Raw genomic sequence first — 21,256 nt, 5'->3', positions numbered from 1 at the left:
CTCACTTCGGTGAACGCCCCGTCTCTTCGTCATTGGCCTAAAAAGTGTTTTTGAAAGAAATCGAGCTGGTAATCCAACGTAATCGGGTCGTTGAAATAAAATGCCTTCGCATCGGCGACAAACATATGGCCGTTTTTCACAGCAGGGATGTTTTTGAACGTGTTCGTCTCCATAAACGATGTGTCGCCGTCCCCGTTTTTGCTTAAGATGAGATAATCGCCGACAAACTGCGGGAGCGCTTCAAGGGAAACGGCATAGTAGCCCGGTTTGAGCGCCTGTTCTTCCACTTTTTTCGGCATTTTCAGCTTCATTTCTTGATACAAAATCTCGGTGCCGCGCGCCCAGTTGTTGCCAAAGACATATAGCTGCTTATCAAAGTTTTCGGCTACAGTAACGGTCGCGTTTTCCCCAATTTTGGCCCGGATTTCTTCCCCGGCTTGTTGCGCCCGTTGTTTAAAGTCGTCGATCCACGCTTTCGCTTCTTTTTCTTTATTCAACAGTTTGCCGATTTCCAAAAACTGTGTCAAATAATCGACCTTCCCATATGTAAAAGTGACGGTCGGCGCGATTTTGCTGAGCTTGTCGACGTTTTTCGTATTGGATAATCCAATAATTAAGTCCGGTTTTAATGCCATAATTTTTTCAATGTCTTCATCGGTCACGACTTCGGCATCTTTCAGTTTTTCTTGAAAAAGCGGGCTCATTTTCGACCACGAATCCACGCCGACAACAGGGACATCCAAGGCCAGCACATGCCCGGCAAACGTCGATAAGACGACGACACGCTTCGGATCAGTCGGCACTTCCACCGGTCCGTTTTCCGATTGATACGTAATCGTTTCTGGTTTTTTTTTCACCCGGGGACGTGTTGTTTTCCTTGTTGTTGTTCGCTGTGTTGCCGCATGCGCTCAGCACAAGCGCAAAAAGAAGCAACAATGCAAGCCATGTTTTCCTCATGATGAATAAGCCTCCTTAAGCAAATGATAGGTGAAACAAACGGGTTTGTTCGTCCGCGGATCGCGGCCGATGTCGGCGTCAATGCCGAACACGTCGCGGAGCACTTTGCGGCGGATAACGTCTTCGCTCCGCCCGGACTTGATGATGGCTCCTGCTTTCATAGCGATGATATAGTCGGCAAAACGGGCCGCCTGGTTGATGTCATGAAGCACCATGACGATCGTCCGCCCTTCCTCCTTGTTCAGCCGCTCCAGCAGCTCGAGCACTTCAAGTTGGTGGGCGATGTCCAAGTACGTCGTCGGTTCGTCCAAAAAGATGATGTCCGTCTCCTGGGCGAGCGCCATGGCGATCCAGACGCGCTGCCGCTGCCCGCCGGAGAGCGCATCGACCGGCCGGTGTTTTAAGTCGGCTGTTTTCGTCACGTGAAGCGCCCAGTCGATCGCTTCGTAGTCTTGTTTCGTCAGGCGGCCAAACCCTTTTTGATACGGGAAGCGGCCGTACGAGACGAGTTCGGCGACCGTTAATCCGCTTGCCGCTTCAGGCGTCTGCGGCAAAATGGCCATTTTTTTGGCCAGCTCTTTCGTCGGTTGCTGCGAAATCGCTTGGCCGTCTAAAATGACCGCGCCGGACTGTGGAGAAAGGATGCGCGACAACGTCTTCAGCAGCGTCGATTTCCCGCATCCGTTCGGCCCGATAATGGCGGTGATTTGCCGGTCGGGAATGCGGACGGACAAATGTTCGAAAATCGTCCGGTCATCGTAGCGGACGGTCAAATTCTCGGCGTATAAGCGGACCATGCGGCCACCTCCTTTTGAACTAAGAAAATGAAAATCAATATCATTCATAATCTTAATTATAACCAATTCATTAAAAAAGACAATGAATTTTCTCATCAAAAAAGCAAGTTTTATTATGGAAAAAAGAGAGGTCGGACAAGGTTTGCCGCGGCTCTCCTGCCGCAAAGAGAACACTGGACTATATTTCGCAGGCCTATCGCTGCATCCCACGCCGGAACTTGACCGCCATACGGCGGGTGCGGCCTCTGAAAGCCCGGCCTTTGCGCCGCGATCGTCTGGCGCCATACTGTTGCGAAAACGCAACGATTCCGGCTGTCTGAATGGCAAAAACACAACACATTCTGTATATTTATTGTTTTTTTGCAACAAAACGTTGTTGTTTTGCAACGGAAGATTTGGTACGGTGGATGATGGAGGTGTATTTTTCTGAATAATAAGACACTTGGTTTGTTGGCACGCAGTTTGCTTTTCAAAACAAAGTGAAGGCGAGACAGGGGGATGGGGGATGACGATAGAAGACATCATGTGGAAAACAACCGTTGCTGTTTTGGAAAGCGATTCCCTTGAGCAGGCGGCCCGTACGTTGGCCGAGCACGGGATTGCTGGGGCCGTCGCATGCGACAGCGAAGGGGAAATGGTAGGGGTGGTGGCGGCCGAGGATGTGCTGTTTGGTCTCGCGCAGGGGCACAAAACGGTTCGTGAGGTGATGCGGCCGCCGCAGCCGCTTCCGGCCCATGCGCGCCTTGAGGAGATCGCGTTTGGCGGCAGTCCGCTCCGCGCCGTCGTTGATGAGAGCGGCCGCCTGGCCGGTCTGTTGACAAAAGAGCAGTATTTGGCGGCGCAGGAAAAAGCGTCCCGCCTTCGCTTAAAACAGCTGGAAGCCATGTTCAACGCCGCCCATAACGGCATTTTGTCGATCGATGCCCAAGGGCGGATTACCTCGATCAATCCGGCGGCGGAACGGATGGCGCGGACAACGAAAGAAGAAGCGCTCGGCCGGTTGTTGACCGATGTCGTCGTTCCGTCCGGCTTGCTCGATGTCGTGCGCACCGGCCAAGGGTGTACGGAAAAGTACCGAGTCGGCAAGCGCGTCTATATTACGAATCGGTCGCCGATTATCGACGGTGGGAAGGTCGTCGGCGCTGTCGGGGTGTTTCAAGACATTTCCGAGATCGAATTCATCTCGAGCGAGCTCGAGACAGTGAAGCGCATCGCCAACGAGCTGCAGACGGTGATGGATGCGGCGGGCGACGGCATCGCCATCACGAATCGCCACGGGGCAATCATCCGGCAAAATCAAAAATGGGCCGCCCTGTTCCCAGATGCGGGACAAGGGCGCATCCCCGCCCCGCTCGACCAAGTTGTGCGCCAGGCGCTTGATCGCTGCCAGCCGTGCTCAATGCTTCATCAAGGGCCAGAAACCGGCAACACGTTGATCGTCTCCGCGGTGCCGATCATCGAGGAAGGCGGCCGGGGCGAGCGGGTTGTCGTGTACGTCAAAGACATGACCGAGATGGAACAGCTTCGCGCTGAACTTGAGGAGACGAAACGGCTCCTTCATACATTAAGCCGACAGGAAGGCGATGGCCTTATTTACCGGGCGCCGGCGATGGCGCACGTTGTCGCCATCGCCCGTCAGGCAGCGGCTGTGGATGTCACTGTGCTCCTGACGGGAGAGTCGGGCACCGGAAAAGAAGAGCTGGCGAACTTCATCTGGAAGCAGAGCACGCGCAGCGGCCGTCCGTTTGTGAAAGTGAACTGCGGGGCGATTCCGGAGACGCTGATGGAGTCCGAGCTGTTCGGCTATGAGCCGGGCGCATTCACAGGAGCGGCGAAAAAAGGGAAAAAAGGCTACTTTGAGCAGGCGGATGGCGGGACGATTTTTCTCGATGAAATCAGCGAAATCCCGCTCCATCTGCAAGTAAAGCTCCTTCGTGTGCTTCAGTCGATGGAAATTATGCGCCTGGGGGCTGAGGCGCCCAAACAGATCGATGTCCGCATCATCGCCGCGACGAACAAGCCGCTTGAAGAGCTGGTCGCCGCCGGGCGGTTCCGCGCCGATTTGTTTTACCGGCTGAACGTCATGCCGATCGCTATTCCGCCTCTGCGCGACCGGAAAGAAGACATCCCGCTCTTAGTCGACCATTATCGAAAGCAGTTTGCGGAAAAGTATCAAAAGCCGCTCATCTTTACTGACGGGGCGCTGGCGGCGATGATGGACTACCATTGGCCCGGGAACGTCCGCGAGCTCGTCAACGCTATCGAGCGCATGTTTGTAACGTCTGCCGCGCCCGTCGTTGACGAAGACCATGTGGCGAAATGGCTTCACCTCGAGCCGCTGTCGGCCGCCAATCCGGCGTCAGTCGGCGAGATCGTCCCGCTCAAACAAGCAGTGGCGGACGTCGAGCGGCAGCTCATCATCAAGGCGCTCCGTCGCGCGCGTACGTATCGGCGGGCGGCCAAGCTGTTAGGCGTCGATGCGTCGACACTCGTGCGCAAGGCGCAAAAATATAGAATCCAATCATCGGGAGGGGAAGAGGATGGATTTTATATTGTCAGACGAGATTGAATTTTTAAAAGAAAATGTCCGCCGATTTGTGAGAGAGGTCGTTGAGCCGGCGGCAATGGACATTGAAGAAAACGACCAAATTCCGAAAGATATTATTGAAAAATCGAAAGACATGGGGCTGTTCGGCTTAAGCATTCCCGAAGAGTATGGAGGCCTCGGCTTGTCGATGGTCGGCAAATGCGCCATTTACGAAGAGCTCGGCAAAACGCACAACGGCTATACGACATTAATCGGCGCCCATACCGGCATCGGCACGGTCGGCATCGTCGAGCTCGGCACTGAGGAACAAAAACGGCGCTACTTGCCGAAAATGGCGACCGGTGAATGGATCGGCGCCTTCGCCTTAACCGAGCCGAACGCCGGCTCGAACGCCGCCGCGATCAAAACGACCGCCGTCCGCAAAGGCGACCGCTACATCATTAACGGCTCGAAACATTACATTACTAACGCCGTCGACGCCCATGTCTTTACCGTCATGGCCGTGACCGACCCGTCGAAAGGTCCGAAAGGCATCACCTCGTTTATCGTCGAAAAAGATTTTCCCGGTTTTATCGTAGGAAAAGTGGAGCGGAAAATGGGGCTGCGCGGTTCGCACTCGGCCGAGCTGTTTTTTGATAATCTAGAAGTACCGGTCGAAAACGTGCTCGGAAAAGAAGGCGAGGGGTATGTCAACGCTCTCAAAATCCTCGCCAACGGCCGTGCGGGTCTCGCCGCCCGCAATCTCGGCTCCTGCGTCCGCCTGCTCGAATACTGCATGGAATACGCCGAACAGCGCGAACAGTTCGGCAAGCCGATCATCGAGCAGCAAGCCATCCAGCATATGCTGGCGGACATGAGCATGTTGATCGAAGTGCTTCGCTCGACCGTCTATCGCGTCGCCTGGATGGTCGATCAAAAGATGCGTGTCGTCAAAGAAGCGGCCATCGCCAAACTGTTCGGCTCGGAAGTGTACAACAAAATCGCTGATATGGCCGTACAAATCCACGGCGGCCTCGGCTACATGAAAGACTACCCGATCGAACGCTACTTCCGCGACGCCCGCATCACGAAAATTTACGAAGGCACCTCGGAAATCCAGCGCAACATCATCGCGAGTGAACTGCGGAGAGAATACGGAAAAGTGCGGGTATAAACGAAATGAGGCTGACCCAAAAGCGTCATTCCTCTCAAACGAAATACAACATATTACTCATGATTCATTGTTTCGTGGCGATATATGGTGATGAGCAAGGGTGTCCCGATCCTTTTGGGACACCCCCCCGTTTTTTTCACTGTTATTGTCGGAAAATGTCATTCGCTTTTCGTTGACGAAAGAAAAAGAAGATTGCTAGAATGAGAGAAAATGAGTGACTATTCACAATGCTTCGGTCATTTGTACAACTTGCCTCTTTGCCAGCAACCTGCCGATTGTCGCAACAGTCTATTTGTAAGCCCTTACAAAAATTGATTATCCTCACGGCCATTCATCCAGATGTGCAACATCCAATCAACATTCAAACAAATAGCAAAGGAGTGGTGAGCGTGCGGCGGGCTCAGCCGTTGGTCACTACAGGCAGCCGCGGGCTGCAGGAAGATTCGTTTCCGTTTCGGCTTTACCAAAAGGCCAAAAAGTTAGGGGTGTGGAATCCAGCTGATATTGACTTGACGCAAGATGAGAAAGATTGGGAGACGCTCCCTGTTCAGATGAAGGACGGAATTTTGCGGCTCATTGCCCAGTTTCAAGCCGGGGAAGAGGCGGTGACGCGTGATTTGTTGCCGCTTTTGATGGTTGTCGCCAAAGAAGGACGGATTGAGGAGGAGATGTACTTAACCACCTTTTTGTTTGAGGAGGCGAAACATACCGAGTTTTTCCGCCTTGTGCTCAATGCGATCGGCGTCAAAGAAGATTTGTCCCATTACCATTCCGAGACATACCATACGATTTTTAACGAGATTTTGCCGTCAGCGATGGGGCGGCTTGAACATGATTCGTCCCCAGAGGCCATTGCCGAGGCCTCGGTCGTGTACAACATGTTTGTCGAAGGGGTGCTGGCGGAAACGGGGTATTACGGCTTTTACAAATCGCTTGAGCAAATGGGCGCCATGCCTGGGTTGTTGAAAGGGATCGGCTATTTGAAAAAAGACGAGTCGCGCCACATCGCCTACGGGACGTTTTTGCTTCAGCGGCTGATCCGTGAGCATCCGTATCTTCTGGAAGTTGTGATGAAAAAGATGGAGCAGCTCGCACCGCTTGCAGTAAAACTCAACGAGGAAGCGGCGGCCCACGATTCCATTTTCGGCCCTGACTACTACGCTGACATTATGAATTTCACCGCCCGCCAACTGGCAGCGAGGATGGACGTGCTGAAAAAGGCGCAGGAGAAGTCGTTTGAGGAGCTGTTCGGTCTTGAGGAAAGCGAAAACGTTGGCTAGATGTTGAGAGTCGAAAAAAGGAAGGGAGAAATCGTCATGACCACTCACGTGCAAGTGCAACATTTCCCACTCTTTATTAACGGCGAATGGCAGCCGTCAACAAGCGGGGAAACGTTTCACGTATACAATCCGGCGACCGGAGAGATGGTGGCGACTGTCGCAAAGGCGACAGCGGACGATGTCGACCGGGCGGTGCAAGCGGCGCGCAAGGCGTTTGATGAGACCGATTGGAAGGCGATGAAACCGAAAGAACGGGCGCGCGTGCTGAACGCGATCGCCCAGTCCATTGCCGCCAACGCCCAAGAGCTCGCCTATTTGGAAGCGATCTCGAGCGGGGGGACGATCCGTCGCATCAGCTCGATCGATATTTTGCAGACGATCGATCTGTTCCAAACGATGGCGAACATCGTTGAAGAGTACCCGTTTTCGGAAACGCTGCCGATTCCGCCGTTTCCCGGCCCGGCGCATAACGTTGTTTGGCGCGAGCCGATCGGGGTTTGTGCGGCGATTACGCCGTGGAACTTGCCGCTCATGATCGCCTCGTGGAAAATTGCACCGGCGCTGGCGGCGGGCAATACGATCGTCGTGAAGCCGGCGAGCTACACACCGCTGTCAGCGCTGAAGCTGGCGGAAATCATTTCGTCCTTTGTGCCCCCGGGGGTCATCAACGTGGTGGCCGGCTCGGGCGCCGACGTCGGTGAGGCGCTTGTCCGCCATCCGCAAGTCGATAAAGTGGCGTTTACCGGTTCAACCGAGGTCGGCCGCCGCATTATGGCGCTGGCGGCGGAAACGGTGAAAAACGTGACGCTTGAACTCGGCGGCAAGTCGCCGAACATTTTGCTTGATGATGCCGATTTGGAGCTTGCCGTTCCCGGCAGTTTGTTTGGCGTCTTTTTGCACTCCGGCCAGCTGTGCGAATCGGGAACAAGGCTGTTTGTGCCCGATCGGCTCCATGATGAAGTGGTCGAGCGGCTTGTCGCGCTGACAAAAACACTTCGCATCGGCCATCCGCTCGACCCGGCGACCGATGTCGGACCGGTTATCTCCCACCGGCAAAAAGAAACGGTGCTCTCCTATATTGAAACCGGGAAGCAAGAAGGAGCGGCCGTTGTATGCGGCGGCCATGAAGTGGAAGTGCCTGGCTGTGAAGGCGGCCATTTTGTCGCGCCGACGATTTTTACGAATGTCACGAATGACATGAAAATCGCCCAAGAAGAGATTTTCGGCCCGGTGTTGTCGGTCATTCGCTACCATGACGTGGAAGAGGCGGTGGCGATGGCGAACGATACGACCTACGGGCTTGCGGCCGGCGTCTGGACGCGCGACGTCAACAAGGCGTACGCCATCGCCGGACGCCTGCGGGCTGGCGTCGTCTGGATCAATGACTGGCATATGCTTCGCAATGACGCGCCATTTGGCGGTTACAAGCAAAGCGGCATCGGGCGCGAAATGGGCAAATATTCGCTTGATGCCTACACGCAGCTGAAGCATGTGCATACGTCGATGGTGCCGGAGCTTGAGAAGCGGAAATGGTATCAAGTGCTGTTTTCTCGCCTGCACGCCATGATGAAAAAGTAAAGGGGGATTCGGAACATGACGACGTTAGCGAACTTTTGGCTGCGCACCGCCATTTATACCGGCTCGAACGCTCGGGCGCTCATGCCGGACTTGTTCCGCGGGTTGGGGGCGAAACGGGTGCTATTGCTTTCCGACCGTGGGCTTGAGCAGGCCGGGGTCGTTGAGAAAGTGGCTGACATCTTTCCGCTGACAACGAACGGGATGGGACCGGAGCTCGCCGGCATCTTTTTAGATATTCGCCAGGATGCGGAGAGCGAATGCGTCAATGAAGCGGTGCGCTATGCACGCGAGGTCGGGGCGGACGCCTTGTTGGCCGTCGGCGGCGGCAGCGTGCTTGATACGGCCAAAGGGGTGAAATACGCCCTGTTTAAAGGGTTGCGCGATATTAAAGAGGCGATTCCAGGCGGGCTGCGGTACGAGTCGTTCCCGCAGGCGCAATTCATGCCGATCCCGCACATCGCCATTCCGACGACAGCCGGCACGGGGTCGGAAGTGTCACCGATTGCAGTCATTTATAATGAAGAGCTGCGGTTGAAAACGAACATCATCAATCCGTTTATCAATGCCGACGTCGCCGTCTTGGATCCTGATTTAACGGTCGGGCTGCCGCCGAAGGTGACGGCGTTCACCGGCATGGATGCGCTCACCCATGCCATTGAGGCGCTCGCCTCGCCGACGGCGACCGCCATTACCGATGCGTGCGCCTTGCAGGCGATCCGCCTGATTCGCGACTACTTGCCGATAGCGGTTCACGACGGCGGGAACATTCGCGCCCGCTCGGAGATGCTGCAGGCGAGTTTGCTTGGCATTACCGCATTCAGCTTTGCGTTAAACGCCATCCCGGTGCATAATTTCGCCCATGCGTACGGGGCGATGTTCCGCATCCCGCATGGATTGGCGAACGCCGTCTTTTTGCCGGTCGTGATGGAAGCGATTCCGGATTTGTATTTGCCAAAGGCAAAGTTGTTGGCTGAAGCGCTTGGCCTTCATGATCACGGTCAAGGGGCCGATGTGCTGCTGGCCAAAGCGATCGAGCGCATTCGTGGGTTGCGCGATGACATCGGGCTGCCGGCCGATTTTGCCGACTACCCGATCACGGCGGAGCAATTTGCGGCCACCATCCCAGCGGTGGCCTCTGACCCGGCCGCGGTCAGCTTCCCGATGCTGCCTGAGTTGATTCAGGCCATCGGCGAGCGCGTCGTCAAGCTGGCAGTGGAAAAAGGATGAAGCAGCATGTCGAAAAGCAGGAATGGGATTTGGCGCTATAAACAGATTCCCTTTCATCTATAGGTAGAAAAAGGTGTCCCGCTCCTTGTGGGACACCCGCTTTTGTGTCGATCGTCCAGCCCCGTGGCCGCCCGATGACAGTGTCTAACGACCAAAGCCGGCTGCCGTTTAACCATAAATAAGTCGACATGGCGAGCAAGGCGAGGTTGAATTCATAGCCCGTTTCCCGGCCGTTGCCGAACAAGCCGGCGTCAGCTTTTACAGAAATCCCGCGCGAAAGCCTACTCCTTTAGGGGTGGGATGAAGCGTGTTGCAGTTCATTCATCGAACTGATATAGTCATGAGTACAGCAGGAAATGTATCAAGCGAAACCATCAAACGTTATGTGGAATCTCAAAAGAAAAGGGGTGAATCCATGCCCACGATCACACTCAGGCTGGAACGGCACAACCCAACGAAAGCCAAGCAGGAAATGTACGAGCGAATGACAGAATGGAACACAGAATTTGCGAATTGGCTATGGCATCATCCTGAATGAAACAAAGCGACGAGCAAGATATTCAAAGACTTTTCGTCACAAAAGTTTCCTTCTGCTATCGCGAATCAAACGATTCGAGAAGTAAAGTCCCAAAAGAAAAAACAAAAGGCAAAGAAGTTCCGAACATTTTGGTGTTGCTTTAACAATCAAAACATAAAGGTGGAAAAGAAAGGAGCGTTCTACACGGTTTCCTTCCCCACACTGGAGAAGCGAATTGGCGTGCCTGTCGTCACGCGCCCCTATCAAGAAGCATGGCTGGATCGGCTGATCCATGGAACCGCCAAACAAGGGGCGGCCAAGCTCTACAAAAAGCGAAAGAAATGGTGCTTGGCGATCGCGGTCGCATTTGAAGTCAAGCCGCGGCACGAAACAAAGGTGATGGGGGTTGACGTTGGCCTTCGCTATATCGCCGTTGCCAGCGTGGGGACGAAATCGTGGTTTTTCAAAGGGAGCCAATGCGCCTTTGTGCGCCGGCGATATGCGGCTTTGCGGCGAACGTTGGGCCAAGCGAAGAAGCTTCATATGATTCGCAAAATCGGCGATAAAGAGTCCCGCTGGATGAAGGATATGAACCATAAAATCAGCCGTCAAATCGTCCGTTTTGCCCTTGCCAACGGTGTTGGCGTGATTCGGATGGAAGATTTGGCGGGGATTCGGAAACGAGCCGCTTCGGCCAAAGAAGCGGGACGAAGTCTTCATTCATGGGCGTTCCATCAACTGCAAACGATGATTGCCTACAAAGCCGAAATGGCGGGCATTCGGGTGGAGTGGGTGAATCCGACCTACACCAGTCAAACATGCCGATGCGGGCATCGGGAGAAAGCGAACCGAAACGGCATCCACTTCCGATGCCAAAAGTGCGGATACACCATCCACGCCGACTTGAATGGCGCGATCAACATCGCCAAAGCGATTTCGGGCTTCGCCGCCCAACCTAGCGCACTGGTCACAGGTGCGCCGCCCATTGGGGTACATCTTAACCCGATGGGACGGGGTGATGACACACCCCTGAACTTGGGCGTTGTCTGAACCAGAAATGGATGAGGACGCGAACGACCCAAGAATCCCACGCCCTTTAGGCGTGTGGAGTGTCAAGTTTCGCTTTGAAACGATGAAGCCGACGAATACGTTTGACGCCCATCGTTTGGCGCAATACGCCAAGGAGAAAGGAAAGCTCAATGATGTCGTCGAACTGCTGTTTTATGCCTATTTTACGGAGTCGAAGCGAATCAGTGACCGCGATGTGCTACTTGCGCTCGCCGAAGCGGTCGGGCTTGACCGGATGGAAGCCGAAGAGGTGTTGGCCGGGGGCCGTTATACAGAAGAGGTGCGCCGCGACGAAGAAGAGGCGGCAGCGTTGGGCGTCCGCGGCGTGCCGTTTTTCGTGTTGAACGGGAAATATGCCATTTCGGGGGCCCAGCCGGTTGACGTGTTCCGCCGGGCGTTGGAGAAAGTATGGGCCGAAGAGCAGAAATCGTCACCGTTGCAGCCGCTGGCGGCGGATGAAGGCGGAACGTGCACCGACGAAGGGTGCTCCATTGATTAAGGGGGATGAAAGGGAAAGCCGGTTAGGGGTGTCTAGCCGGCTTTTTTGAGAAGTCCCATGTAGATGAAACGAAAGCGGGGAAGATCAGCCCCGCTTCACAAACAGCGGCAAGTCTGTATGCCCCATGCCGCGGACGTAGACGAACAGCTGGCCTTTATGATGGATTTCGTGGTCCATCGCCAATTGCAGGAACTGCGCCGCGGACATTTGCGTGCCAAAGATGGCGGTTAAATCGAGCGTCCGATCGAAATCGTCATCGCTCATCGATTCGAGCAGCTGTTTCGTTTTTTCCGTATACGTTTCCGCCAGCTTGGCCAAATTCGTCTCTGGATCCTCGATTTTTTGCCGGAACAGCGCCGGGTCGCCGTGTTTCGCGGTGTTGGCGAAGTTGTAAAAGCTAAACAGCATATGCGTCGCCAGCTGTTTCGCTGTCATCGACGTCGGCGTCGGCTTGTAATCATAATGCGCTTCATCGATTTTGTTGATCAGTTCCATCGTGACAAGGCGATGCGAAAGGAAATATTGCACCCATTTCTTTGCGCGGGACATGGTTATTCCTCCTTTTGGTTATTGAATTTCTGTTTTCCATTCTACCATAAACATCTTCTCTATCGTCAGCGGGGAAGCTTGACCCGAAAGGTGGTCCCTTGGCCGGGGGTGCTATCGACATCGATTGTTCCGCCGTGAGCCAATACGAATTCTTTGGCGATGGCCAGCCCCAATCCCGTTCCGCCTCGATTTCGCGTTCTGGCTTCATCCGCGCGGTAAAATCGATCGAACAAAAAAGGCAAATGCTCCGGCGCAATGCCGATGCCTGTATCTGAAACGGCAATTTGCAACACAGCGGGTTCTTCATCGATCCCCACGTTCACCATCCCACCTTCAGGAGTATAGCGGATCGCATTGACCAGCAAGTTTAGGAATACTTGGGTAATGCGGTGTGGATCGACCCAAATCGTTGTGTGATTGGCCGAACAAGTCAGATGGATACGAATGTTTTTTTCTTCGGCGCTGGGAGCTACCCGCTCGATGAGCTGTTGCAAAAGGCTCTCCATATTCGTTGGTTTCCGTTCGAGCGGCAGTTTGCCAGCCTCGGCTAACGACAGTTGATGCAAATCCTCTACGAGACGGGTCAGCCGGATTAACTCATCCTGCAGCGGCAACAGCCTCTCGGGCTCAATAGGGCGGCGTTGTTGCTGAAACCAATCGAGTTTTCCGCGGAGGATCGTTAGAGGTGTTCGCAGTTCATGAGCAACATCGGCCACCAGACGCCGTCGAACTTCCTCTGCTTGTTGCAACTGCTTGGACATCTCGTTGAACGTTTGAGCGACTTTTCCGTATTCATCCTTAGTGATCATCGGCGCCTGAACGCCGAATTCGCCTTTTCCAAGGCGGTCAATCGCGTAAATAAGCAACTTAAGCGGCGCCGTGAGCCGTTTTGACAGCCAAAAGGCGATGAAGAGAGAAAGAAACACCAACACGGCGGCGCTAAGCAAGGATAATGTGGTGACAGAACTCGTGATCCCCCGCCGCACTTTAGCCATATTTCCGACCTCACGGTCATAATAATGCAAAAACGCTATTGTTTTTCCATGTGCTTTTACTTTGGTCGAGATCCCTAGTCCAATCATCCATGACGCAGGAATCTCTCCTGCCGCATATAGTTGTTCGCCCTCGAGGGACAAAAGGACCACCCCAGCCTGTTCGTGTCTGTTCATGATAGTCGTATCCAGTTGGATATGTTGGATACCGTTCCAAGAGTGATGATGTGTTTCATAATAATAGGAAAATATGTTCGACAGCTCTTTCATTTCTTGGCTTCGATCCACCTTTAGCACCACGTCCAGTATATCGACGACGACTACCTTGATGATGAGGGAAAACATGATTCCCATGCCGATAATAAGGGCGGCCATCGAAAGAAACAGCTTACGCCTAATGCTCATATCTGTTCACCGAAACGATAACCGAATCCATAAACAGTTTGGATATAGATGGGACGGGACGGATCATCTTCAATCTTTTTGCGGAGACGGCTGATATGAGCATCAACGGTTCGCTCGTCGTTGAAAAGATCATCTTCAAAAATGCTTTGCAACAGCTGCAGACGGCTATAGACGACACCTGGTTTTGCGGCTAGGGTAAGCAACAGCTTGAATTCGGTCGGCGTTAAGGCGATTTCATTTCCTCGTTTCCATACGCGGCATTGCTCTTCAGAAATGGTCAATTCTCCGCGTTTCATCATGTTCTCCGGGTTGTTTTGCCCTTCCATTCGCCGCAATACCGAGCGAATGCGGGCTGCCAGTTCTCTCAGTGAAAAAGGTTTGGTAATATAATCATCCGCTCCTACCTCTAGGCCAATGATTTTGTCAGTTTCCTCTGTTTTCGCTGTGACCATAATGATGCCAACGCGGCTCGTCTTGCGCAATTCACCATCTTGACGACGTTTGATGATGATGAATACATTCTAGACGCCATTCAATACGGCGCAAAAGGATATTTTTTAAAAAATACGGACCCGGAACGAATCCGCGAAGCGATCAAAGCGGTGTATCACGGCCAAGTGGTAATGCAAGATATCGTGATGGATAAAATTAAGTCCAACCTAAAAGGAGAAACAGAGCCAGCGGTGAAAATCGACAAAAGCTTGTTTACGGAACGAGAGCTGGACATTATGGCCCTCATTGCGAAAGGGCTTTCGAATAAAGAGATTGCCAAACATCTATTTCTCTCTGAGGGAACGGTGGCCAATTACATCACATCGATTTTGGACAAAACCGGACTGCAGCATCGAACGCAAATTGCCGTTTATTACTTAACAGGAAAAATCGGTTGAGGGAGCGTTATGGAACTTTTGCTTCTGTTTTACAAACTCATTGTATGGGGATATACAGCGTTCGATTATATCTCATCGGAACAGAGGGAAGGATCTTGGTTTGTCCTGTCCTCTCTGATTTATTTTTGTCTCAGTTTGTTTGCTTCTATCGTTCGAAATGTGAGGTGGAAAAAGGGAGCGGCGCTGTGTTCCGTCGTTCTTGTGATTCTGTCGAGCGTCTATGTGGAGCCGTTATTTGTTTTATTGTTGCCTTTCAATGGATATGAGTTGGCTTCGTTCTACATTCCCCGACTATGGGGGATATGGGCGGCGCTGCTTGTTCCGGTTGTTTGGCTTGATCCATCGGCGGGGAAATTATACGGCTTTGTGGCATTGTTCAGTTTTGTCAGCGTGACGGCAGTCAAGCGGCACATCGAGCGGATGGAACAACAAGAAGATCGTCTCGATCAGATGCGCCATGATTTGCATCGGCTGACAAGAAGGATCAGCGAATATCATCAATACATCAAGCAGTCGGAATATACGTTGCAGTTGGAAGAACGGAATCGTCTGTCGCAGCGCATCCATGATCAAATCGGCCACTCGCTCGCTGGAGCGCTCATTCAGATGGAGGCGGCCAAACGGTTGATGGATGGGGACCGCGACAAGGCGAAACAATTGTTGGAAAACGCCATCCACATTTCCAAAGAAGGCATGGAACAAATCCGGATGACATTAAAACAGATTAAACCGCCGCTCGAGCAAATCGGACTGAATCGTGTGAAATTATTCATTGAGGAATTTTCCGCTCAACATCATCTCCCGGTTCCGCTCGTATGTAAAGGGGATTTGGATGTCATTACGCCGATCCAATGGAAAGTGATTTATGAGAACATTGCCGAGGCGTTGACGAATGCGGTCAAATACGCCGAGGCCACCGCCATTGCCGTGGAGATTCACGTCTTGAATCGCATCATTAAAGTGGAAGTGAAAGACAATGGCAAAGGTGCGGCCAAGATCAAGAAAGGACTTGGAATCATCGGTATGGAGGAACGGGCGGCCTCTGTCCATGGCACGGTCATTGTCGATGGAACGAACGGTTTTTCTGTCACGACGTTGCTTCCGATTCATGAGTAAATCGTGAACTTTCTCATATCAACGAGATGAATTCCTGCACTAACAGGAGTTCATCTTTTTTTCTATAATGAATGGCACCAAGCATGGAAAGAAGGTGGAACGATGAACATTTTAGAGATCAAACAAGTGACCAAAAAATTTGGTGACTTCATCGCTGTCGATCATATGTCTCTTACGGTTGCGCAAGGGGAAATTTTTGGCTTCCTCGGAGCCAATGGCGCGGGAAAAAGCACCACGATTAATATGATTGCCGGGTTGCTGCGCCTAAACGTAGGTGAAATCAAGATTCTCGGCAAGGACATCGCCAAGCATGGCCAGTTTGCCAAACAACACATCGGCATTGTTCCCCAAGAGATCGCCATCTATGAAAATTTGACGGCGTATGAGAATGTTGAATTTTTTGCCGGGTTGTATGGACTGCGCGGCGCGGAGCAGCGCCAGCGGGTTGAAGAGGCGCTCGAGTTTGTCGGTTTAAGCGATAAGCGCAAAAGTTATCCGAAACATTTCTCAGGAGGGATGAAGCGGAGGCTCAATATCGCCTGCGCTCTTGCCCATCGGCCGAAGCTCATCATTATAGATGAGCCAACTGTCGGCATCGATCCGCAGTCGCGAAATTATATTTTAGCTTCGGTGAAAAAGCTCAATAAGATGGGATGTACGATCATTTATACAAGCCACTATATGGAAGAAGTTGAGGAAATATGCACCCGAATCGCGATTATTGATCATGGGAAAATCATCGCAGAGGGGACAAAAGAACAGCTGGAAGCGATTATCACCGATACAAAAGACATTTGGATTGAAATCAGGGGGATGGATCGGCTCAACAAGCAGCATCTCCAAGATATTCGCGGAGTCAAGGCAGTGCAATGCGAAGAAAATATGATCAAAATCAGTTCGGATATCAGCGTCAATAATTTAAATCAAATCGTGCAATGCCTGATCAATGACGGTGTCGAAATCCGTTCGCTCGAAGACAAATCACCGAACTTGGAAACGGTCTTTCTGACACTGACGGGGAGAAACTTGCGGGATTAGCTGTTTGGCCTGCCACATGTAAAGGAGGTGTTTCGTTTGAATATCTTTCGGATCGCGGTGAAGGAAATCAAAAGCGATTTTCGTGATGTCCGGACGCTGTTTTTTATGCTGCTGTTTCCGATCGTAATGATATTCATCTTAGGAACAGCCCTTTCCAACGCGTTCCACTGGACGATTTCCGTCGGCGATGTCCGCGTCTTGTACAAAGATCAAACAGCGGAGCGGTTGTCGCCGTATATTCACGCCATGGCCCAAGAAGCGAAGAAAGCCCACATCGATTTTCGAAAGGTGCTGGACCACATGGATGGAAAACAGGCGGTGCAGGAAGGAAAAGCGGATGGGTACGTCGAGATTGGACCGCGTGGAGTGGAGTTGTACATCAATGAGCGCAACAAGATCAAAGGAAGCCTTGTTGAGGGGGTGATGGCCGCGTTTGTGGGCCAATACAAACTGGCCATGGCGGTTTCAGAGGTGAAGCCCGGTTCTGTTCAGCCAGATCACAGTCCGCATGAGGAGTATATTCAAGAAAGGTCGCTGCATTCCAAGCGCAACCCGGGGGCGATGGATTATTATGCGGTGGCGATGACGACGATGATCGCTTTGTATAGCGCATTGCCGGGCATCTCTTTGCTGCGGGGAGAGCGGACGCGGAAGACAGCTGATCGCCTTTTGGCTGCTCCTGTTCGCAAAAGCGAGATCTTTATTGGAAAACTGGCTGGAAGCGTCGCGGCGAATTTTCTTTGTGTTGCCGTCGTCATGTTGTTCAGCCAATGGGTGCTTCATGCCGATTGGGGGCATCACGTAAGCCTCGTATGGTTGCTTATGTTGACCGAGGTAGTCTTGGCCATCAGCTTTGGTCTAGGGATGAGCTATATGGCAAGGACGGAAGGAGCGGCGCGAACGATTGCGATGGTTATCATTCAGCTGTCTTCCTTTTTCGGCGGCGCTTATTTTCCGATCGATGAAACAGCATGGTATGCCCATTTGTCTCCGCTTTCTTGGATGAATGACACGATTTTCAAAATCGTGTATGCGAACGATTTGTCAAGCGTCGTTCCAACTATGCTGCTGAATATCGGTATAGCGGCGTTGTTTTTGATGATCGCTGTCGCATCGATGGCGAGACGGGAGGGATTATAAGGTGAATGACGTCATCTGGTTGGTGAAATATACGTTAAAGCGGACGTTTCGTCGGAAAATCAATTTTTTGCTCTATTTCGGCACCCCTTTGGCCGCGATTCTGTTGTCCTTGTTTGCTTACGGAAGCTCCCCGGCCAAGGATGTGCGCATTGGGGTGGTCAATGAGGATCATGGGCGCGTTGCCGATGATGCGATCCGTTTTCTGAAAAATATTGATCATCTATCCGTGAAAAGCGTAAAGTTGTCAGCGGTGGACGACCAAATCACCTCGCAAAAGGTGGATGGCGTGCTGATTTTCCCCCAAGGGTTTTCCGAAAGCGTTCAGCACGGCCAGCCCCGGCCGATCAAACTCGTCTCGCTCAAGGGAGCGGAAATCACGATGTTCATCAAGTCGTACTTGCATGAATACATCGATCATCTGGCCACATTGGGGCGATTGGCCAACGGGAAACAATCAAATCTTTTGGCAGATGTATGAGCGGTATCAACAAGCGCCATTCCGCCTGTCCGTTCACTCGTTGTCCGACACAGCCAAACAGAGAGGGGTCACGTATCAAACGATCGGTTATTTGGTCATGATTATGTTGATGTCAGCGGGAAATTTGACTGAGATCATCATCAAAGAAAAAGAAGAGCGCGCATATTCTCGTTTATTGACGACGCCGATTCAGGCGAGAACGTATGTGTTATCGAATATCGTGGTGAATTTGTTGATTATGACGGCGCAAATCACCGTGACACTCGTGGCAATGAAGAACATCTTTCATATTCATCCTAATATTCCGATGTGGCAAATGGCCCTGGTGCTCCTGCTTTTCTCTTTATCCGCGATCGGCTTGTCTTTGATTACAGTGATGTTTGCGAACAGCTCCGCTTCCGCGGGAGCGCTGCAGCCATTGGTTACCGTGCCGACATGCATGCTCGCCGGCTGTTTTTGGCCGGTGGAGCTGATGCCGAAGTTTTTGCAAAAAGCAGCGTACTTTATGCCACAGCGGTGGGCGCTTGATTTTTTGGTGAAGCTGCAGGAGGGCCGCTCTTTTGGAAGTTTGTATTTGCATATGTTGATTCTTCTCGCCTTTGCGCTGACCTTTTTCCTTTTGGCCGTTTACAAGTTCAGCCGAAGCCAACAGAGCGGACAGTTTGTATAATGCTCAGCCGTCCATGTTTTCTTGGCTGTGTGTGGGTGCTTTCATCATATCGTACAAGTCGATAAGCGGGAATGTCAGGCGCAGTCGTTCTCTTTGACTGCGCCTTATTTGTTGGCCCTGGGGAAGTATACGTGGCATTTTGGAGATACGATGCTTATGCTAATAGTGCCATATTCCTAAAAGATGAGGGATGTGAAAGGAGAAGAAAGATGGTCAAAATTTTTCTCGATCCAGGGCACGGTGGGAACGACACTGGCGCGGTCGGCAACGGATTGTTGGAAAAAGACATTACGTTGTTTATCGCTTTAGAGATGAGCCGCCTGCTGCAAAACGAGTATGAAGGAGTTTCCGTGCAGTTGAGTCGGACAAACGATGAAACAGTGTCGCTTGATGAGCGGACGGACAGGGCCAACCGCTGGGGGGCGGATTTGTATGTGGCCATTCACGTGAATGCGGGCGGCGGCACCGGGTATGAAGATTACATTTATAACCGGCTCGATGATGATTCTCCAACAGCCCGCATTCGCAATGCCATTCATGAAGAAGTCGTCAATGCAACGGGATTTCGCGATCGCGGGAAAAAGAAAGCGAATTTTCATGTGCTGAGGGAAACGACGATGCCAGCCGTGCTCACCGAGAACGGGTTTATTGATCGAGAAGAAGATGCGAGAAGACTGAATGATACCCGTTTTTTGCGTATGGTCGCCCGCGGGCATGTGAATGGGTTGGAGCGGGTGCTTGGTCTGCAGAAAAAGCGAAAAACAGCATTGACGCGCGTCATTGTCGATGGGACGCAAGTCGGCGCTTTTGCCGAACGGAAAAACGTGCTGCGCCAAGTTGAGCATTATTTAGGAAAGGCAGAGCAAATTGTGCTTGAACAGGTGGAGGAATGAGAGAAAAGCTTGCTCCGTTTCGGCGGGGCAGGCTTTTTTTGTCCGTTCGTCCTAGTGGAACCGCCGCCTCCTTCTTTGTCTGCACGTCATATGAGTATAGCGACAAACGAAAGAAGGAGGAAGAGCATGTTTGGCTATTCGATCGTGCAGCTGACCCGCCGCCATGCAGAGCGGCTTGATCGCCCGCTCCGCCATGCACTTGTCAGTATGTATCAACCGATGACGCGCATGCCGTGCATTTTTCATCGCTGGATGGAGCGGTGGCTGCGCAAATGGCGGACGATTTCCGTTTTGATTGAAGTCGAAAATGCTGAAGGGATGGAGGCAGTGGCCAAGGCGGAACGCGATCATTTCCGCATGAAAGTACACCATCATTTTCGCCATGTTCCTTTCTACAGCGCACGGGTGACGCCGGCGGCGCTTGAGCAGCTGATCGAGCATCCGAAAGTGAAAAAAGTGTATCTCAATCGGACGGTGAGGGCGTTATTAAACAATGCGGTGCCATCAGCGAATGCCAAGCACGTCACGATCAACGGAACGGAGCTGAGCGGCAAAGGGGTGACGATTGCGATCGTTGACACGGGCATTTACCCGCACCCGGATTTAGAGGGACGGATTGTGGCGTTTGCCGATTTTGTGAATGGCCGCTCGACACCGTATGATGACAACGGGCATGGAACGCACTGCGCCGGTGATGCAGCTGGAAATGGGCGCATGTCGGACGGGCTATACGCCGGACCGGCGTATGAGGCAAACCTCATCGGTGTCAAGGTGCTCGACCGTTCAGGAAGTGGGACGCTGGAGACGATCATGCGCGGCATTGAGTGGTGCATTGATTACAATAAGAAAAACCCGACCAAGCGAATCCATATTATTTCTTTATCGCTTGGAGGGGAGCCGCAACCGTTCCCAGCGGAAAATGACGATCCGCTCGTGCAAGTCGCTGAGCGGGCGTGGGAGCAGGGCATTGTCGTCTGTGCAGCGGCAGGGAATGAAGGGCCGAATTATGGGACGATTTCAAGCCCGGGCATTAGCGATCGCATCATTACCGTCGGCGCCCTTGACGATCATGATACAGCGGCAACGCACACCGATGATGATGTGGCGTCGTTTTCGAGCCGAGGGCCGACCGAATATGGGGTGGTGAAACCGGATCTCGTTGTTCCTGGCGTCAACATCATTTCCCTCCGCGCTCCGCGTTCATTTCTTGACAAGATGAATAAGCAAAGCCGGGTCGGCGATTATTATATGACGATGTCCGGCACATCGATGGCAACGCCGATTTGCGCCGGCATTGTCGCGTTGATGCTTCAGGCCAAACCAAATGCAACGCCGGATGCAATCAAGCAGGTGTTAAAAGACGGCGCCGATTTGTGGAAAGGGCGCGATCCAAACGTATACGGAGCGGGCTATATCAATGCGCAGCGGGCCATCGAACGGCTATTGCAGAGTTGAGAAAAA

At 52.5% G+C, this 21,256-nt stretch carries 16 protein-coding genes and 7 pseudogenes; 17 read left to right on the top strand and 6 right to left on the bottom strand.

Going from position 1 to position 21,256, the window contains the following annotated elements; genetic code table 11:
- Window positions 1-29 precede the first annotated feature (29 nt).
- A pseudogene (locus tag LG52_RS00290) lies at window positions 30-957 on the bottom strand (iron-hydroxamate ABC transporter substrate-binding protein).
- Window positions 954-1,754, bottom strand: coding sequence for an ABC transporter ATP-binding protein (locus LG52_RS00285; protein ID WP_044730391.1), 801 nt, complete (start codon window positions 1,752-1,754; stop codon window positions 954-956). The pseudogene LG52_RS00290 and the gene LG52_RS00285 overlap by 4 nt, the downstream one beginning before the upstream one ends.
- Before the next feature lie 115 nt (window positions 1,755-1,869).
- Here LG52_RS00285 and LG52_RS00280 point away from each other — a divergent pair, with 115 nt between their 5' ends.
- The 6 genes from LG52_RS00280 to LG52_RS00255 all read left to right on the top strand — a co-directional run bounded on the left by LG52_RS00280 (window position 1,870) and on the right by LG52_RS00255 (window position 9,540).
- Window positions 1,870-2,184 (top strand): hypothetical protein, encoded by a 315-nt coding sequence (locus LG52_RS00280; RefSeq protein WP_231584406.1) that lies wholly within the window; start codon window positions 1,870-1,872, stop codon window positions 2,182-2,184.
- Between the two features lie 75 nt (window positions 2,185-2,259).
- On the top strand, window positions 2,260-4,323 hold the full coding sequence (locus LG52_RS00275; protein ID WP_044730390.1) for a sigma-54-dependent Fis family transcriptional regulator: 2,064 nt from the start codon (window positions 2,260-2,262) through the stop codon (window positions 4,321-4,323).
- Window positions 4,295-5,455, top strand: a complete 1,161-nt coding sequence (locus tag LG52_RS00270; RefSeq protein WP_044730389.1) for an acyl-CoA dehydrogenase family protein — start codon at window positions 4,295-4,297, stop codon at window positions 5,453-5,455. Before LG52_RS00275 ends, LG52_RS00270 begins: the two co-directional genes overlap by 29 nt.
- A 389-nt stretch (window positions 5,456-5,844) precedes the next feature.
- A complete protein-coding gene (locus LG52_RS00265; RefSeq protein ID WP_044730388.1) occupies window positions 5,845-6,735 on the top strand; it encodes a R2-like ligand-binding oxidase in 891 nt (296 codons plus the stop codon).
- A 36-nt stretch (window positions 6,736-6,771) separates the two neighbouring features.
- On the top strand, window positions 6,772-8,313 hold the full coding sequence (locus tag LG52_RS00260; protein ID WP_044730421.1) for an aldehyde dehydrogenase family protein: 1,542 nt from the start codon (window positions 6,772-6,774) through the stop codon (window positions 8,311-8,313).
- A 15-nt stretch (window positions 8,314-8,328) separates the two neighbouring features.
- Window positions 8,329-9,540, top strand: coding sequence for an iron-containing alcohol dehydrogenase (locus LG52_RS00255; RefSeq protein WP_044730387.1), 1,212 nt, complete (start codon window positions 8,329-8,331; stop codon window positions 9,538-9,540).
- 118 nt (window positions 9,541-9,658) lie between these two features.
- On the opposite strand, the pseudogene LG52_RS20875 reads toward LG52_RS00255, so the two are convergent.
- Window positions 9,659-9,805: pseudogene (locus LG52_RS20875) on the bottom strand (DoxX family protein); the annotation flags it as partial.
- Between the two features lie 75 nt (window positions 9,806-9,880).
- Between LG52_RS20875 and LG52_RS20955 the strand changes: the two are divergent.
- The 3 pseudogenes from LG52_RS20955 to LG52_RS00245 all read left to right on the top strand — a co-directional run.
- Window positions 9,881-9,949: pseudogene (locus LG52_RS20955) on the top strand (IS200/IS605 family transposase); the annotation flags it as partial.
- A gap of 6 nt (window positions 9,950-9,955) precedes the next feature.
- Window positions 9,956-11,107 (top strand): annotated as a pseudogene (locus LG52_RS00250) (RNA-guided endonuclease TnpB family protein).
- Between the two features lie 67 nt (window positions 11,108-11,174).
- Window positions 11,175-11,624: pseudogene (locus LG52_RS00245) on the top strand (DsbA family oxidoreductase); the annotation flags it as partial.
- Window positions 11,625-11,708: 84 nt separating this feature from the next.
- On the opposite strand, the gene LG52_RS00240 reads toward LG52_RS00245, so the two are convergent.
- The 3 genes and pseudogenes from LG52_RS00240 to LG52_RS00230 all read right to left on the bottom strand — a co-directional run.
- On the bottom strand, window positions 11,709-12,173 hold the full coding sequence (locus LG52_RS00240) for a DinB family protein (protein WP_044730386.1): 465 nt from the start codon (window positions 12,171-12,173) through the stop codon (window positions 11,709-11,711).
- Window positions 12,174-12,238: 65 nt separating this feature from the next.
- On the bottom strand, window positions 12,239-13,540 hold the full coding sequence (locus tag LG52_RS00235) for a sensor histidine kinase (RefSeq protein ID WP_331436697.1): 1,302 nt from the start codon (window positions 13,538-13,540) through the stop codon (window positions 12,239-12,241).
- A 26-nt stretch (window positions 13,541-13,566) separates the two neighbouring features.
- Window positions 13,567-14,055, bottom strand: a pseudogene (locus LG52_RS00230) (winged helix-turn-helix domain-containing protein); the annotation flags it as partial.
- A 3-nt stretch (window positions 14,056-14,058) separates the two neighbouring features.
- On the opposite strand from LG52_RS00230, the pseudogene LG52_RS00225 reads away from it, so the two are divergent.
- The 8 genes and pseudogenes from LG52_RS00225 to LG52_RS00195 form a co-directional block, all read left to right on the top strand.
- Window positions 14,059-14,460, top strand: a pseudogene (locus tag LG52_RS00225) (LuxR C-terminal-related transcriptional regulator); the annotation flags it as partial.
- 9 nt (window positions 14,461-14,469) lie between these two features.
- Window positions 14,470-15,576, top strand: a complete 1,107-nt coding sequence (locus tag LG52_RS00220; protein WP_044730384.1) for a sensor histidine kinase — start codon at window positions 14,470-14,472, stop codon at window positions 15,574-15,576.
- 102 nt (window positions 15,577-15,678) lie between these two features.
- Entirely contained in the window at window positions 15,679-16,614 is a 936-nt protein-coding gene (locus tag LG52_RS00215; RefSeq protein ID WP_044730383.1) for an ABC transporter ATP-binding protein, read from the top strand.
- 36 nt (window positions 16,615-16,650) lie between these two features.
- Complete coding sequence (locus LG52_RS00210; RefSeq protein ID WP_044730382.1) at window positions 16,651-17,754, top strand: ABC transporter permease; 1,104 nt, start codon at window positions 16,651-16,653, stop codon at window positions 17,752-17,754.
- A 1-nt stretch (window position 17,755) separates the two neighbouring features.
- Entirely contained in the window at window positions 17,756-18,232 is a 477-nt protein-coding gene (locus LG52_RS20725) for an ABC transporter permease (RefSeq protein WP_269430054.1), read from the top strand.
- Window positions 18,156-18,902: an ABC transporter permease gene (locus LG52_RS00205; protein ID WP_269430053.1), complete on the top strand. Its 747-nt coding sequence runs from the start codon at window positions 18,156-18,158 to the stop codon at window positions 18,900-18,902. Before LG52_RS20725 ends, LG52_RS00205 begins: the two co-directional genes overlap by 77 nt.
- Window positions 18,903-19,111: 209 nt before the next feature.
- Window positions 19,112-19,795: an N-acetylmuramoyl-L-alanine amidase family protein gene (locus LG52_RS00200; protein ID WP_044730381.1), complete on the top strand. Its 684-nt coding sequence runs from the start codon at window positions 19,112-19,114 to the stop codon at window positions 19,793-19,795.
- A 126-nt stretch (window positions 19,796-19,921) separates the two neighbouring features.
- Window positions 19,922-21,250, top strand: a complete 1,329-nt coding sequence (locus LG52_RS00195; RefSeq protein WP_044730380.1) for a S8 family peptidase — start codon at window positions 19,922-19,924, stop codon at window positions 21,248-21,250.
- Window positions 21,251-21,256: the final 6 nt, after the last annotated feature.

It is taken from the genome of Geobacillus kaustophilus (assembly GCF_000948285.1).
GTDB classification, from domain to species: Bacteria; Bacillota; Bacilli; order Bacillales; family Anoxybacillaceae; genus Geobacillus; species Geobacillus thermoleovorans_A.
The sequence above is the reverse complement of the archived record's forward strand: the minus strand, read 5'-3'. Positions and strand labels throughout refer to the sequence as shown.

Coding starts and splice junctions, on each gene's coding strand:
- LG52_RS00285 (WP_044730391.1), bottom strand. CDS start 1,754: ATGGTCCGCTTATACGCCGAGAATTTGACCGTCCGCTACGATGACCGG.
- LG52_RS00280 (WP_231584406.1), top strand. CDS start 1,870: ATGGAAAAAAGAGAGGTCGGACAAGGTTTGCCGCGGCTCTCCTGCCGC.
- LG52_RS00275 (WP_044730390.1), top strand. CDS start 2,260: ATGACGATAGAAGACATCATGTGGAAAACAACCGTTGCTGTTTTGGAA.
- LG52_RS00270 (WP_044730389.1), top strand. CDS start 4,295: ATGGATTTTATATTGTCAGACGAGATTGAATTTTTAAAAGAAAATGTC.
- LG52_RS00260 (WP_044730421.1), top strand. CDS start 6,772: ATGACCACTCACGTGCAAGTGCAACATTTCCCACTCTTTATTAACGGC.
- LG52_RS00255 (WP_044730387.1), top strand. CDS start 8,329: ATGACGACGTTAGCGAACTTTTGGCTGCGCACCGCCATTTATACCGGC.
- LG52_RS00240 (WP_044730386.1), bottom strand. CDS start 12,173: ATGTCCCGCGCAAAGAAATGGGTGCAATATTTCCTTTCGCATCGCCTT.
- LG52_RS00235 (WP_331436697.1), bottom strand. CDS start 13,540: ATGGCCGCCCTTATTATCGGCATGGGAATCATGTTTTCCCTCATCATC.
- LG52_RS00220 (WP_044730384.1), top strand. CDS start 14,470: ATGGAACTTTTGCTTCTGTTTTACAAACTCATTGTATGGGGATATACA.
- LG52_RS00215 (WP_044730383.1), top strand. CDS start 15,679: ATGAACATTTTAGAGATCAAACAAGTGACCAAAAAATTTGGTGACTTC.
- LG52_RS00205 (WP_269430053.1), top strand. CDS start 18,156: ATGAATACATCGATCATCTGGCCACATTGGGGCGATTGGCCAACGGGA.
- LG52_RS00200 (WP_044730381.1), top strand. CDS start 19,112: ATGGTCAAAATTTTTCTCGATCCAGGGCACGGTGGGAACGACACTGGC.
- LG52_RS00195 (WP_044730380.1), top strand. CDS start 19,922: ATGTTTGGCTATTCGATCGTGCAGCTGACCCGCCGCCATGCAGAGCGG.